14 protein-coding genes are annotated in these 14,546 nt (G+C 52.0%); 6 read left to right on the top strand and 8 right to left on the bottom strand.

Annotated elements, in window-relative coordinates:
• Positions 1-14: 14 nt before the first annotated feature.
• Genes ABXG94_RS02515 through mraZ form a run of 4 tightly spaced genes read right to left on the bottom strand, consistent with a single transcriptional unit; the run spans position 15 to position 3,653 of the window.
• Positions 15-1,799, bottom strand: a complete 1,785-nt coding sequence (locus ABXG94_RS02515) for a peptidoglycan D,D-transpeptidase FtsI family protein (protein WP_353532107.1) — start codon at positions 1,797-1,799, stop codon at positions 15-17.
• Complete coding sequence (ftsL, locus tag ABXG94_RS02510) at positions 1,796-2,140, bottom strand: cell division protein FtsL (RefSeq protein ID WP_353532106.1); 345 nt, start codon at positions 2,138-2,140, stop codon at positions 1,796-1,798. The genes ABXG94_RS02515 and ftsL overlap by 4 nt, the downstream gene beginning before the upstream one ends.
• On the bottom strand, positions 2,140-3,147 hold the full coding sequence (rsmH, locus tag ABXG94_RS02505; protein WP_353532105.1) for a 16S rRNA (cytosine(1402)-N(4))-methyltransferase RsmH: 1,008 nt from the start codon (positions 3,145-3,147) through the stop codon (positions 2,140-2,142). The genes ftsL and rsmH overlap by 1 nt, the downstream gene beginning before the upstream one ends.
• Before the next feature lie 2 nt (positions 3,148-3,149).
• Positions 3,150-3,653 carry a division/cell wall cluster transcriptional repressor MraZ gene (mraZ, locus tag ABXG94_RS02500; protein ID WP_353532104.1) on the bottom strand — a complete coding sequence of 168 codons (504 nt, stop codon included), beginning with the start codon at positions 3,651-3,653 and terminating at the stop codon, positions 3,150-3,152.
• A 611-nt stretch (positions 3,654-4,264) separates the two neighbouring features.
• Here mraZ and ABXG94_RS02495 point away from each other — a divergent pair.
• The 5 genes from ABXG94_RS02495 (at position 4,265) to ptsP (ending at position 9,779) form a co-directional block, all read left to right on the top strand.
• A complete protein-coding gene (locus tag ABXG94_RS02495; protein WP_353532103.1) occupies positions 4,265-4,801 on the top strand; it encodes an NUDIX hydrolase in 537 nt (178 codons plus the stop codon).
• A gap of 79 nt (positions 4,802-4,880) precedes the next feature.
• Positions 4,881-5,336 carry a DUF1178 family protein gene (locus ABXG94_RS02490; protein ID WP_353532102.1) on the top strand — a complete coding sequence of 152 codons (456 nt, stop codon included), beginning with the start codon at positions 4,881-4,883 and terminating at the stop codon, positions 5,334-5,336.
• Between the two features lie 245 nt (positions 5,337-5,581).
• Entirely contained in the window at positions 5,582-5,998 is a 417-nt protein-coding gene (locus ABXG94_RS17805; protein WP_502901676.1) for an SDR family NAD(P)-dependent oxidoreductase, read from the top strand.
• 237 nt (positions 5,999-6,235) lie between these two features.
• Complete coding sequence (locus ABXG94_RS02480) at positions 6,236-7,471, top strand: aspartate kinase (protein WP_353532101.1); 1,236 nt, start codon at positions 6,236-6,238, stop codon at positions 7,469-7,471.
• Positions 7,472-7,532: 61 nt separating this feature from the next.
• The gene (gene ptsP, locus ABXG94_RS02475; RefSeq protein WP_353532100.1) at positions 7,533-9,779 is read left to right on the top strand and encodes a phosphoenolpyruvate--protein phosphotransferase; all 2,247 of its coding nucleotides are present in this window, start codon (positions 7,533-7,535) and stop codon (positions 9,777-9,779) included.
• A 5-nt stretch (positions 9,780-9,784) separates the two neighbouring features.
• Here the strand turns inward: ptsP and ABXG94_RS02470 are convergent, their stop codons facing one another.
• Together ABXG94_RS02470 and ABXG94_RS02465 are read right to left on the bottom strand one after the other, a co-directional pair.
• Entirely contained in the window at positions 9,785-10,546 is a 762-nt protein-coding gene (locus ABXG94_RS02470) for an EcsC family protein (RefSeq protein WP_353532099.1), read from the bottom strand.
• 42 nt (positions 10,547-10,588) lie between these two features.
• Positions 10,589-11,080, bottom strand: coding sequence for a GNAT family N-acetyltransferase (locus ABXG94_RS02465; protein WP_353532098.1), 492 nt, complete (start codon positions 11,078-11,080; stop codon positions 10,589-10,591).
• A gap of 88 nt (positions 11,081-11,168) precedes the next feature.
• On the opposite strand from ABXG94_RS02465, the gene ABXG94_RS02460 reads away from it, so the two are divergent.
• Entirely contained in the window at positions 11,169-11,774 is a 606-nt protein-coding gene (locus tag ABXG94_RS02460) for a flavin reductase family protein (protein WP_353532097.1), read from the top strand.
• Here ABXG94_RS02460 and ABXG94_RS02455 read toward each other — a convergent pair.
• Complete coding sequence (locus ABXG94_RS02455; protein WP_353532095.1) at positions 11,771-12,682, bottom strand: AEC family transporter; 912 nt, start codon at positions 12,680-12,682, stop codon at positions 11,771-11,773. The two genes, ABXG94_RS02460 and ABXG94_RS02455, sit on opposite strands and share 4 nt — an antisense overlap.
• Before the next feature lie 103 nt (positions 12,683-12,785).
• A complete protein-coding gene (locus ABXG94_RS02450; protein ID WP_353532094.1) occupies positions 12,786-14,396 on the bottom strand; it encodes a SulP family inorganic anion transporter in 1,611 nt (536 codons plus the stop codon).
• Positions 14,397-14,546: the final 150 nt, after the last annotated feature.

The following is a 14,546-nucleotide window of genomic DNA, read 5'->3' as shown; positions in this document are numbered from 1 at the left end:
GCCCTTTTTTGGCACTAATGTGATGCCAGCGTTATATCAGTCAAAACCGCAGGTTCAACTTGTGGACGCAGACCCAAAAGCGGTGCCACACGCTCAATGATTTCTGCCGCGACAGGAACGGCTGTCCAACCCGCTGTACGACGCGGTTCAGAACCAGAAGTTTCGACCGGCTCATCCAAGGTAACAACCAGTACATATTTTGGAGAATGGGCAGGGAAGACAGAAGCAAAGGTATTGATAACTTTGTCATCATAATAGCCACCAGTCGGCTTTGGCTTATCCGCGGTTCCTGTTTTTCCGGCCACAAAATACCCTGGCACCTCGCCAAAGCTGGCGGTCCCTTTTGTGACTACTTTGCGCAACATCTTGACGCTGGCTGCCGCCACATCCTCACGCATGACCCGAGGGCCATATCGCGCTTGATCTTGCTTAAGAATCGTTGGTTTTACGAAACGACCACCATTAGCAAGCGCCGCATAGGCCGTGGCCAAATGCAGCGGTGTGCTGGATAACCCATGCCCATAAGACACCGTTACCGCCGACAGATCCGTCCACTTAGCAGGCAACAGCGGTTGACCGCCGCTTGCTTCGGTAATCTCGATAGGTGTTGGCTCAAATAAACCCAAAGATTTCAAGAAAGCCTTTTGCCGCGCAACACCGATTTGCAACGCAATCCGTCCTGTGCCCCGGTTCGAGCTTTTGACAATAATGTCAGTGACCGAAAGCTTGCCATAGTTCTTGCGTTTGAATTCGCCAATGGAATGCCCGCCAACTTTCATAGGCCCTTTGGTGTCTATCACCGTGTCTGGATTCACCAAACCCAGCTCAAGCGCCTGTGCAGTTGCAAATATTTTGAACGTTGAACCCAGTTCATAAACGCCCTGTAGTGCCCTGTTAAACAACGGACTATCCGCCGCGTCGCCCTCAACCAGTGGCCGGGGGCGTTCGTTGGGATCAAAGTCAGGCAGGCTTACCAATGACAGCACTTCGCCTGTGTGCACATCCATCAGGACGGCGGCTGCGCCCTTGGCATTGAGCAGCTTCATGCCGCCATATAAAACCCGCTCGGTCGCGGCTTGAACTGTCAGATCCAGTGACAGTGTCAATGCTTTGCCGCCATTTGCAGGGTCGCGCAATGCCTCATCAAAAGTACGTTCCACACCCGCGACGCCGATCAATTCTGCTGCATTCACGCCTTCGCGGCCAAACCCAGCGCCACCCAACACATGGGCAGCCAGTTTTCCGTTTGGATAAAGACGCATATCGCGCGGCCCAAACAGCAACCCAGGATCGCCAATATCATGCACCATTTGCTTTTGCTCTGGGCTAATTTTCTTTCGCACCCACAAGAACTTACGCTTGCCTGTGAAATCTTTGCGTAATCTATTTTCGTTTAGATCAGGAAAAATTTTAACAAGCTCTGTCACCACATGTTCCTTGTCAATCATGTGGTTTGGTTGCGCATATAGACTAAAGGTTTCAAGATTGGTTGCAAGAATGCGCCCTTGGCGGTCAACGATATCTGCGCGTTGCGCTACGATGAAATTTTCGCCAGAAATAGCGCGTGGTTCCGCGGCTTCGCTGTTGGCCAAGGCCCCCATGCGGAACCCGATTGCACCAAATGCCACCAAGAAAACCACACCTAGAACCAACAAGCGCCCCTCAGCACGCTGGCGCGCCTTGTCACGCATGACTTCGTGGCGCTGCTTGATATTGTGTTTTTCAATCGCATCCGGGTTTTCGCCCTTGGCGCGCGCATTCATGATCGTCGCAAGCGGCCGCAGAGGTCTGCGTATCATTGGGCAATCTCTTGATTAGAGACCTCGACAATGCCGTCGATGATCGCCGTATCTAAAGGTGGAAAGGCCACTTGTTCAATACGGCCAAATTGATCTGGACGCAGAGGCAGAAGCTGCAATTGTTCGTAATTGATGTCGGCAAGTTCGCGCAATCTGTCTGGCCGGTTCAAATAAGCCCACTCCGCACGTAACATCGCAAGCCTATCCCTGGCTGAACCTATGTCGGCCTGCAATACTTCGGTGCGCCCCAACGCCTCTTGGGTGGTATAGTTTTCCCGATAGGCCCAAAACGCTAATCCAATGACCGAAAAAGCAGTCATCACATAAAACAAACCACGCATCACTTACGTCCCCCGGATTTACCAACGGTGAGCATTGGCATCCCAATTTTTTTGCCATCCACGCCACCAGCAGCCGCATCCGTACGACGCGCCACCCGCAATTTGGCCGATCTGGACCTTGGATTTTCGTCTAATTCTTGCTCGTCAGGTCCCACTGCTTTGCGGGTCAGCAACTCAAAGGCCGCCGCTTCTTTTACAACTTCTGGTGCATAACGGTTGCCACCACCCATGCGCCCTGACCGCGCCTGCATGTATTTCTTAACCATGCGGTCTTCGATCGAATGAAAGGTCACAACAGCCAACAAACCGCCTGGCTTTAACGCGCGTTCCGCCGCCATTAGCCCGCGGAACAACTCGCCATATTCATCATTCACCGCAATGCGCAGGCCTTGAAAGCTTCGCGTCGCAGCATGGCTTTGTCCAGGCTTTGGGCGGGGAAGACATTTCTCAATTATCTCAGCAAGTTGCAGCGTGCTCTCAAAGCTTTTATTCGCCCGCTCACGCACAATAGATCGCGCAATGCGGCGACTTGCGCGTTCTTCGCCGTAGTGAAACAAAATGTCTGCTATTTCTTCTTCGGATGCGGTGTTTACGATATCCGCAGCCGATCGGCCGTCTTGGCTCATACGCATATCCAAAGGACCGTCGCGCATAAATGAAAACCCGCGTTCGGCCATATCCAACTGCATAGAGCTAACACCAAGATCCAGCACCACTCCGTCCAGATCTTGGGCATATTCGTCCATTTTGGAAAACACGCCCTCGACAAGCTCGATACACTCGCCATAGCCTACAACCCAGTCCGCTGCCATTTCAAACGCCAGCGGATCACGATCAACACCATAAACCTTGTCAGCGCCGGCCTCCAAAAGACCTTTAGTATATCCACCCGCGCCAAAAGTGCCATCCAGCCAGCGCCCCGAAACAGGCGCAATAGCGGCGAGCAATGGGCGCAACAACACTGGAATATGCGGGGCGTTTGACGCTGAAGTGGCCTTACCCGGCATTTCTAGCTCTCCTTTTGTTGGTCTAAAAAGACTAACGGATCAAAATCATCAGGAAGCTCATCCAACCATTCCTCGGTTTTTGATAACTCTTCCTGCTCATAAGTTTCGGTCTTCCAAATCTGGAACGTGTCGCCCGCTGCGATAAAAAACGCCTCTTTATCCAGATCGATCTTTTTTCTCAGCTTTGCAGGCAGAACCAAACGGCCTGTTTCATCAACAGTCGTTGGGAACGACTGACCATGAAACAGGCGTTGAAGCATTTTCCGCTCCATGGAACCACGCGGCAAGGCGTCGATCTTTTCATCGACCTCCTCAATGGCTTCCATTGTATAGCACTCAAGGTAATTGCGGCGATGATCCCCATAAACGATCACTAGCTCTGGGGTTTCACCCGATTTCCAATTTGGGTCGGCCGCCTCAAGCACACGACGAAACGAGGCCGGGATAGACACCCTGCCCTTCGTATCCACCTTATGGTGGCTTTCGCCTCTGAACCTGCGTGCCACTGCCTGACCCGGTCCTTCTATTGACCCCACATCGTGTTGCGTGCCGCCCGAAACGAAACGGCGAATTGAGCTGCTGCCACTGCCCAATTCGCCGCCCTCGTCCCGCTTTGCGGGTATGTCCAGCTGCGCGCGCCACCTGGGGGGATGTCTGCTCGCCCGCGCGCCGGATCTCTCATTCGATGAAATCGGGGCCTGTATGAAACCTGACTTGGGATTTTCTTTGCGGGGTCGTTTAGCGCCCCTTATTTCCCGTCCTCATCGTGCTTACAGGGATGCCATGGGAATTCATGGAAATCAATAGCTTTTTTGTCCAAAATTCTACCAAACACACAACAAAACGAACATCACGATACTTAAACATTCGAATTTTTGAGAAATAACCACCAGATATAGACAGCCACGAACGACAAAAACTAAATATAGTCAAGGCGGGTCAACTCAGAAAATAGTCCATGATTTCCCAGAAATTGAGAAAAATTTTGCGGAATTTCGTCACACGTCTTACAAAATGACCGAATTACTCACGAATTACCCGCCTGACTTTCCACAAAACAGCGCACAACCCCATGATGGACCACCTGTCCCACGCATTCCCATCCAGCTAGAGACTCTTGGCCTTTTTCGATCGTCGGCCTATGCTTAGACAACAACGAGAAGAAATCCGGACAGAAACCGTGACATCGCATATGGCCATTCAACTTCCCATCGCTATCCGCAAAGCACGCAAGCGCGAAGTACGAACGCAATTCGCAGCGCTGATCTATCGCGTGCGTAATGGGAAGATTCAAATCCTGTTGATTACCAGCCGCCGCACCGGACGTTGGATCATACCTAAAGGTTGGCCAATGTTGGGGAAACGCCCTGCCGAAGCCGCCGCGCAGGAGGCCTGGGAAGAAGCCGGTATTCGAGGAAAAGCGCTTCCACAATGCTTGGGTGTGTTTTCCTATTATAAAAACACCTCGATTGAGCGCTCGTTGCCCTGCCTTGTTATGGTTTATCCTCTTCGCGCCAAACGTTTGGAAAAAGACTTTCCCGAAAAGGGCCAACGCAAACGCAAATGGTTCTCACAAAAAAAAGCTGCAAAACTTGTAAAAGAACCTGAGCTCGTAAAGATCATTGAAACGTTCGATCCACATGTCCTGAAATAGCGACGTGTAAAAATCTGCATTTATCTTGATACCAACACTGACAAATATTAGGTTGGCATAAGACGTTAGGCCAAATTAAATGATCCAATACTCTCTAAAATGCGCACAAAACCATCGATTTGACAGCTGGTTTCAGTCGGCGAGCGCGTTTGACAAGCTCAAGTCCGCGGGCATGGTGTCTTGCGCGATATGTGGTGACACACAAGTCAGCAAAGCCATTATGGCCCCACGCGTTCGACCAGCTCGGTCAGCTTCGGAGGTAACCGAAGCATCCACAGAGATTGCCGAAGATAAGCCATTGTCGGGGCCCGCGTCCCCTTCTGAACAAGCCCTTGCTGAACTCAAGAAACAAGTTGAAGCCAATTCAGATTATGTAGGCGGCAATTTTGCCAACGAGGCACGCGCAATACATACCGGCGATGCGCCTGAAAGAGCCATTTATGGCGAGGCAAATGCGCAAGAAGCAAAAAGCCTGATAGAAGATGGCATTCCTGTTGCGCCACTTCCATTCCGTCCAGGGCGCAAGTCAAACTAACAGAAATGAAAGCACCATATGCACACGGTTATCACAGTGGCCAATCGTGGCATTGGGCACGCGCCTTACACACGCTTTCAAAGTCGCGGCAACAAATTCAGCGGTACAGCAAGAAAAAAGATCCCTTTTATCGATCTTGACGTGCCAAAGAAGCGGATTTCGCCAATTTGAAGAACACACTCCACAATCAGACAGTAGACAGCTTGATTTGTAATGCTGGCGTTTAATTGAACAAGGGACATTGCTTGGAAACAGGTTACGATCCCCAGCTTTGGTCTAGTACATTTGCCGCCAATGTCACCGGCGTTTATCTGACTATCAAAACCTTGCTGCCAAACCTAAAGCGCGCAGCCGAACCGAAAATTGCAATCATTTCCAGCCAAATGGCCAGTCAAACTCATGCCCCGGGTGGCAGCTTTATCTACCGAGCTTCTAAAGCTGCCGCATTAAACCTGGGACGAAATTTGGCCACGGACTTTAAATCTGACGGCATCGCCGTTGGCATCTATCATCCGGGTTGGGTTTCTACAGACATGGGCGGTACCAATGCCGAGATCACAAAAGATCAATCAGCCGACGGCCTTATGGCACGCTTTGATGAACTCTCGCTTGAAACAACCGGTTGCTTTAAGACACGAGACGGGCACGAGCATCCCTATTAGTTGCGAATCTGAGCTTCTCCAATGTGGCTAAGGCTCCTTATCGGCATAGGAAGACCCTAGATTTCTGCTAAGTTGGAGGCAGTTCCAATGAAGCAAGCAAGGGCCCTATCCGAACTTAGAAAAATCAGCACTATTTGTAAATTTGGCGTTCCTGACGGGCTGCCTGCGCTTGTCTCTGTGGATCGCAAGGCGTAAACCGCCTCCCAACCCGGAGAGAAATGGCAGGACCCTAAAACCATGCCCACATTGGTAATGAAATTCGGCGGCACCTCGGTCGCAAATCTGGATCGTATCCGCCGTGCTGCAAAGCGTGTCGGTGTCGAAGTGGCAAAAGGCTACGACGTCATCGTTATCGTATCGGCTATGTCCGGAAAGACCAACGAACTTGTGGGTTGGGTTGGCGAAACCTCTCCTTTGTTTGATGCACGCGAATACGATGCGGTTGTAAGCTCTGGCGAAAATGTGACGGCTGGCCTTATGGCGCTGACATTACAAGAGATGAATGTTCCCGCGCGCAGTTGGCAAGGTTGGCAAGTACCGGTGCAAACCACTTCGGCGCACAGTCAAGCGCGCATCGAAGACATTCCGCCGGAAAACATTAATGCCAAATTTGCCGAAGGCATGCGCGTCGCTGTAGTCGCCGGTTTTCAGGGTGTTAGCCCAGAAGGCCGGATAACAACACTTGGTCGCGGCGGGTCTGATACAACTGCGGTTGCCTTTGCAGCCGCCTTTGGCGCGGAACGTTGTGACATCTACACCGATGTTGATGGAGTTTACACAACAGACCCACGCATTTGCCAAAAAGCACGTAAGCTCGATAAGATTGCCTTTGAAGAGATGCTTGAGCTGGCGTCGCTTGGGGCCAAAGTACTACAGACCAGATCTGTGGAACTTGCGATGCGCTACAAGGTAAAGTTGCGCGTGCTAAGCTCGTTTGAAGAACAATCTGACGCGGCAGGAACGCTCGTCTGCGATGAGGAAGAAATCATGGAATCCAATGTAGTAGCCGGTGTTGCTTATTCTCGTGACGAAGCTCAGATGACCTTAAGGTCGGTCGCTGACCGTCCCGGTATCGCCTCTATCATTTTCGGCTCTCTGTCCGAAGCTGGCGTCAATGTTGATATGATTGTGCAAGACATCTCCGAAGACGGGCGCACCAATATGACCTTCAGCCTGCCCACCGAACAAATTCAACGCGCCGAAACCGCGATGGACGCCATCAAGGGCAATGAAATCAACTATACTGACCTAGTGACAGATCAAGACGTCGCAAAGGTTTCGGTTGTTGGGATTGGCATGCGATCACAATCTGGCGTTGCGGCCAAAATGTTCAAAGTTCTTTCTGATGAAGGAATAAACATTAAAGTTATTACCACGTCAGAAATCAAAATTTCTGTGCTTGTTGACCGGAAATACATGGAACTTGCTGTCCAAGCCCTGCATGATGCATTCGAACTAGAGAACGCTGCCTAGCTAATCGCGCGCACCACATTATGTGCCCGAAAATATGGGCACGCAATATGGGTGGACAAACATGCCGGAAAGAACGGACAGCGAAAGCCGCAAATTGCTTGGCCGCTTGCGCGAGGCAATGGCCGAGGACAGCGCCGGTCAGGCGCGGCTTGATAAGATCACCAAACTCATCGCTGTTTCGATGGGCACTGAAGTCTGTTCCATCTATCTGTTTCGCGACAAAGACACACTTGAACTCTGCGCCACAGAAGGTCTGCGATCTGATGCGGTGCATAAAACACGGTTGCGTATGGGCGAAGGGCTTGTTGGTTTTGTCGCAAAAAAATCGCGCATCGTGAATACAGCGGACGCCCCCAACGAGGCCGGGTTTCGCTATATGCCCGAGACAGGCGAAGAAATTTACACCTCCTTTTGCGGCATCCCAATCCAACGGCTTGGCGAAAAGCTGGGCGTTCTGGTCGTGCAATCCAAAGTGGCGCGCAATTTTTCCTCTGACGAAATCTATGCCCTTGAAGTGGTCGCCATGGTTCTGGCCGAAATGACCGAACTTGGCGCATTTGTCGGCGATGGCGCTGCCCTGTCGCCCTTGCACCAACAGTCAGTCTCCATCGACGGTGGTACGGCCCAAGAAGGCGCTGCAGAGGGTCATGTTTGGTTGCATGAGCCGCGGGTTGTTGTGACAAACCCGATTGCTGATGACCCAGAGGCCGAGCAGGTTCGGCTAACAGGCGCAATTGAAGAGCTACGCGTTGGTGTTGACCGGATGCTCTCTGGTGCAGCTGGAGGCGACAAAGAGCAACTGCAGGTTCTCGAAGCTTACCGCATGTTTGCGAACTCCAAAGGCTGGCTTAAGCGTATGGAGCAAGATATTGCCAAGGGCCTTTCAGCGGAAGCCGCGGTCGAAAAAGAGCAGTCCGCGGCGCGAACGCGCATGTCACAGGCAACTGATGCTTATTTGCGCGACCGACTGCATGATCTGGATGATCTATCCAATCGTCTTTTGCGCATTCTAACCGGCCAAGGAAGCGACACCGGTGCTGATATGCCGGATGATCCAATCCTAATTGCCCGCAATATTGGCCCAGCAGAATTGCTGGAATATGGACGTAAACTGCGCGGTGTTGTGCTGGAAGAAGGCTCTGTTGGCTCTCATGCTGCCATTGTTGCCCGAGCTTTGGCGATCCCTCTCATTGTACATGCCCATAACATCACGACCGAATCGCTAAACGGTGACCATATCCTGCTCGACGGTGATCAGGGCGTAGTGCATCTGAGACCCGATGATTCTGTAATCACAGCGTTCCGCGACAAAATCGCGATGCGCGCAAATGCTCAGGAACGCTACACATCGATACGTGACAAGCCAGCAAAGTCATTGGATGGGCAGACCATTACATTGAAAATGAATGCTGGCCTTATGGCAGACCTACCCTCGCTCGCTAGTTCTGGAGCCGAGGGCGTCGGGCTGTTCCGTACTGAATTGCAGTTCTTGATCCGAAATCAAATGCCAAAACGCACCGAACTTGCAGAGCTTTACGCCCACGTAATGGACTCCGCTGATGGCAAGACCGTGGTTTTTCGGACTCTTGATATCGGGTCAGATAAAGTCCTGCCGTATATGGCCCCTCAGGACGAACCGAACCCCGCCTTGGGCTGGCGTGCTATTCGTGTTGGGCTTGATAAGCCGGGTGTTCTGCGTATGCAGCTTCAGGCTTTGCTGCGCGCCGCAAAGGGCCGTCCAATGACAGTAATGTTTCCTTTCATCGCACAGCGTGGCGAATTCACCGCTGCCAAGGCAGAAATGGACAAAGCTGTCGAACGAGAAAAAATTCTCGGGCATGTGATCCCCAAGGATCTAAAAGTGGGCGCGATGCTTGAAACCCCATCGTTGGCCTTTGCGCCGCAACGGTTTTTTGAAGAGGTCGATTTCTTGTCAATCGGCGGCAACGACCTTAAGCAATTCTTTTTTGCCGCAGATCGTGAAAATGAGCGCGTGCGCCGACGCTACGACACCCTGAACGTTAGTTTCCTGACCTTTATTGAAGGCATCGTCAAACGCGCTGCAAGCACTGACACACCGCTAAGCTTTTGTGGTGAAGACGCTGGCAGACCCGTCGAAGCTTTGTGTTTCGCAGCAATGGGACTGCAAACATTATCCATGCGACCCGCTTCAATTGGGCCTGTTAAAAGCCTAATAAGACGCACAAATTTAGAAGAATTGCGTACTGTAATCGAAACACAACGCGATGCAGGAGCCGAGACCGTTCGCCCTGCGGTCATGGAATATTTGCGCAATGCCTCAAAATAGCCCGCCTAGTCAGCTTCGATTTCAGGAACAAGTTTTTCCCGAAAAGACTGGATAAGGTCCGTATGCGAGACATCGCCATCAATGGCGAGCTTTCGCAATCCAAAGTGGACATGCGCAATTTCGCGGTAATAGGTTGTATAGGCATAATTTGTCGCCGCCCCCGCAGCCGCGCCGATAACTGGTACAGCTTGGGCAGCTAATTTCTGCCCCATGACCGCCGCCAATCGGGGGGCGACCATGGCTGCCATGCGCTGCACACCACCACTGGTAAGCGCGATGCGTGCACCCAAGAACGCCAAATCAGCGCCATCGTCGCTTGCCAGAGGGCCCGCCGCACCAAAAACCTGAACGCAGTCAAATTGCACGTTATCGGATTCCGGATCAAAACCATATTCCACTGCAACATCTTGAATACTGCGCAACAGAATTGTGGTGGTTATGGGAAGTTCTGCCAGGGCAGTTGGCACACCACCAGCCCCACCGGCCGCCCCCAAAGCCGTCGCCAATGCGGTATGCAGCCATCCTTTTTGCTCACCGACTACACGCCGGGACCCGTGCGCAGCCCGCATGGCCTGCCTTAATGCGGCTTCGGTTGCCGCCTCTAAACTGTCTTTGACAGCTGAAGGCAAACGCTCTACCAGCCCGTCCGCCTGGGCACCCAATAGATTCAGAACATCGATACCAACTCCGCCAGCGCGCTGATAACGCTGTACCAGGGCCTGCAATTCTAATTCGATATCAACAGTGATTATTTCATTGTCCCGCATCGCGTCCTCCCTGTTTCAAGCTGGGAAGTTAAGCAGGGTATTTCAAGGCTCTTTAATGGCTGATACGTTGCCCGCGACATCACGCCATGCATCATGCACCAAAGAAATACCCAACACCCGGTCCGGATTGGTTGGAGGGGGCATTGTGACGTCTTGAAGCCGCGCAAAGCCAAACCGTTGATAATATGGCGCGTCTCCCACCAAAATCACCCGTGTCCACCCCAATGAGGCTGCGATCAACAGGCTTTCACCAATGAGAAAACCACCCAATCCTTCGCCTTGCCGCGTGGGGTGCACGGCAACTGGCCCCAGCAACAATGCAGCATGTTTGCCAACGTCCACCGGCCAATACCGGATTGCCCCCGCTAAAATATTGTCGGTGTCTCTTGCAACCAACGAAAGTTCGGGCACCGGCGGCGCCCCATCGCGCAACCGATAAGACGACAATGCTTCACGACCCGGCGCAAAACACAGATCGTACAGGGCCTCAACTTCCCACCAATCTTCTTTGGTTTCTTGTGCAAGTGTAATCACGCACTGCCCTTTTTACATCTGGCCCTAATTTCTGGTGGCCCTGCCCCTACCATGCGGTTACCACTAGGGCAAACAGCAAGAGGTGACGATGTTTTATCGCCCAGACCACGGCCATGGCCTACCGCATAATCCGTTCAAAGCAATTGTTGCGCCACGGCCCATAGCTTGGATTTCCACACAAAACCAATCTGGCATTTCCAACCTTGCCCCCTATTCCTTTTTCAATGCCGTGGCCGACGACCCGCCGCAAATCGTGTTTGGATCAAACGGTACAAAATCTGATCAAATACGGGGAAAAGACACCCTGGCTAATATCAGAGAAACCGGCGTTTTCTGCGTCAACATCGTTTCAGAAGCTCTGAAAGACGCGATGAACAAGACGTCTTTCGCTCATGAAAAGGACGTGGACGAATTTGAGGTTGCGGGTCTAAGCCCGGTGCCGTGTCAAACGATAGACTGCGATCGCGTATTCGAGTCTCCGGCAAATTTGGAATGCAAAGTATCTCAGATCATTGAACTAGAGGGAAAAGCAAACTTTCTGACGATTGCGACCGTGACTGGCGTCCATCTAAAAGACGACTTCATCACCAAAGGCTTGTTTGAGCTTGGTCTTTTCAAGCCGCTCTCGCGTCTGGGTTACAGAGATTACGCGATTGTCCAAGAACCGTTTTCAATTGCGCCACCGCGCCCCTAAAACATCAGCTTTGCAACCGCGATCCAGATAGGCAATGTGACAGCGCTCAGCAAGGTGGTTTGCGCGATTAGCGTTGCAACAGCTTCTCGACGCGCGCCAAAGGCAGAGGCCAAAACATGTGCGGCCGACGCCGTTGGAAGCGCAGCAAAAACGATCAGAACCTGCACCAGAGGCCCGTTTGTGCCGCTTATTAGCGCGCAGAAACAAACAATCGCAGGCAAGAAAATCAATTTGGTCGCGTTGATCAAGCCGCTGAACAAACTTAGCCGCGCCAAGGCCGACCAATTCATGATCGCCCCTATCGAGATCAGCGCGACGGGAATGGCGGCTTTGGCAAGCATATCCAGCGGAGCCAAAATAGGGACCGGTATCTGCAGCGTCGACAGACCGACCATCACACCAAAAACACTAGCGAGTAAAAATGGGTTCAAAGCGACGCGTTTTAACGTGTGTAAAAAACCCAAGCCCCCACCGCGCGACAACGCCAAAACAGCAAAAACATTTGCCACCGGCACTGCCATGCCGACCACCACCGCAAACAGCCCTTCAAATCCGGCATTCAGCGCCCCGATGGCCACAAAACCCAACGCCGTGTTAAATCGCCAGGCCGTTTGCCAGCACCCCGCAAAATCAAGAAACCGTTCTGGCCCAAAGCGGCGTGCAGAAAAACCCAGCAGCACGCCCATAATTAAGATGCCCCAGACCAAGGGAGCCGTTGCTGCTATCTGCGCAAAAGAAATCGGGCGGCTCGAGGCTGCAACAAACAAAAGCGCTGGAAACAAGATTTCAAAATTCAGCCGATCAAGGCCCTGCCAAGCATTCTCGGACAATCGGTTGCGCAAAAGCCCCCCTAAAATCACGAGACAAAAGGAGGGTATGAGCCCGATCAAAATGGTATGAAACGCCATATTGAATACCTCGATTGTCACTCAAGCAGTGGCAACCACATCAAATTGTGCAAGAAAAAACCCGAGGGAGGTGCCCCGGGTTTCACTGACTTGTCTAAAAAACTCAGTGTCCGCCCAATATTCCGGTGCGCACGCCATAATCTACTGCCACGCCGTATTCCGGATCATCCGAGCTATCAACAACCAAGTGGCCGGCACGGGTCAATAACTGATGACAGTCGCGGGTCAGATGACGCAGTGCAATCTTTTTGCCCGCAGCCTCATATTTTGCCGCTACCGCCTCGATTGCTTGCAACGCAGACTGATCCACAACCCGACTTTCTTTAAAGTCGATAATGACGCTTTCTGGGTCGCCGGAAAAATCAAAAATTTCGACGAAACCATCGCTCGAACCAAAGAACAACGGCCCATGAATTTCATAAACCTTTGCGCCCTTGTCGGTCAGTGAGTCACGTGTGACTGCGTGAATTCGGCGCGCATTGTTCCAAGCATAGGCCAAGGCACTCACGATCACCCCAACGACAACTGCGATAGCAAGGTCGGTCAACACGGTTACAACCGTCACCAACACAATCACAAAGGCATCTGTCAGAGGCACTTTGGTCATGATTTTCAAAGAGTTCCACGCAAACGTGCCGATCACCACCATAAACATAACGCCGACCAAAGCTGCCAACGGAATTTGCTCGATCAATGGGCTGGCGGCTACGATGAACAGCAACAAGAACAAGGCTGCGGCAATCCCCGCTATTCGAGTTCGGCCGCCAGATTTAACGTTGATCATCGACTGACCAATCATCGCACAACCGCCCATGCCGCCAAAGAAACCCGTGACAATATTGGACGCGCCTTGCGCCATGCACTCTTGTGACGCACCACCGCGTTTGCCGGTGATCTCGCCCACAAGGTTCAGCGTCAACAAGCTTTCAATCAACCCAATCGCAGCAAGGATAACCGCATAGGGCAGAATAATTTCAAATGTTTCGAAATTCAGCGGCACCATCGGAATATGAAACAACGGCAAGCCACCTTCGATAGAGGCCATATCACCCACGCGAGGCACTTCCAGTCCCAAAACGATCACTAAAATCGCAACAATCCCAATGCCTGCCAGCGGAGCGGGAATGATGGTTGTAATCTTTGGCGTTGCCCAGATGATCACCATGGTCAATGCAACAAGCCCAAGCATCAAAAGCATCGAGCCGCTGCTCAACCACTCAGACCCGCCTGATGCCGGATCTTTGAACTGCGTGAGCTGCGCTAGGAAAATCACGATGGCCAGCCCATTAACAAACCCAAGCATAACGGGATGTGGCACCAAACGAATAAACTTGCCCCATTGCATGACCCCCGCGATGATCTGCAAAATCCCCATCAGGACAACCGTGGCAAACAAATACTCGACGCCATGATCTGCAACCAATGCAACCATCACAACGGCCAGAGCACCTGTAGCCCCCGAGATCATACCAGGACGACCGCCAAACAGGGCGGTGATCAACCCAACCATGAAAGCCGCATAAAGCCCGACCAATGGATGCACGCCAGCAACAAAAGCGAAAGCCACAGCCTCGGGGACCAAAGCCAATGCAACTGTCAAACCTGACAATAGCTCTGTGCGTACCCGAGAAACTGACCAGCCTTCATCCTGCATAATCGACAAATTTGGGGGCGAAATATTCTTGGCAAAATTTGCCAAAGCAGCGCGTTTCATGGGGAAGTCCTGTCATTTCGAGGAGTACTTGGTTGCGCCGCCCTACCCTAAATTCAGTCAATCCACAATAGCGCCAAAGCTCTACAATACCCGAATGGACCATGTCTGTGAGGATAATTCCGGGTTGACGCCAAAAGACAGGACTTCACG

It is taken from the genome of Cognatishimia sp. WU-CL00825, assembly GCF_040364665.1.
Lineage (GTDB): Bacteria > Pseudomonadota > Alphaproteobacteria > Rhodobacterales > Rhodobacteraceae > Cognatishimia.
Note: the sequence above shows the minus strand (reverse complement) of the source record. Positions and strands in the feature narration are given on the sequence as shown.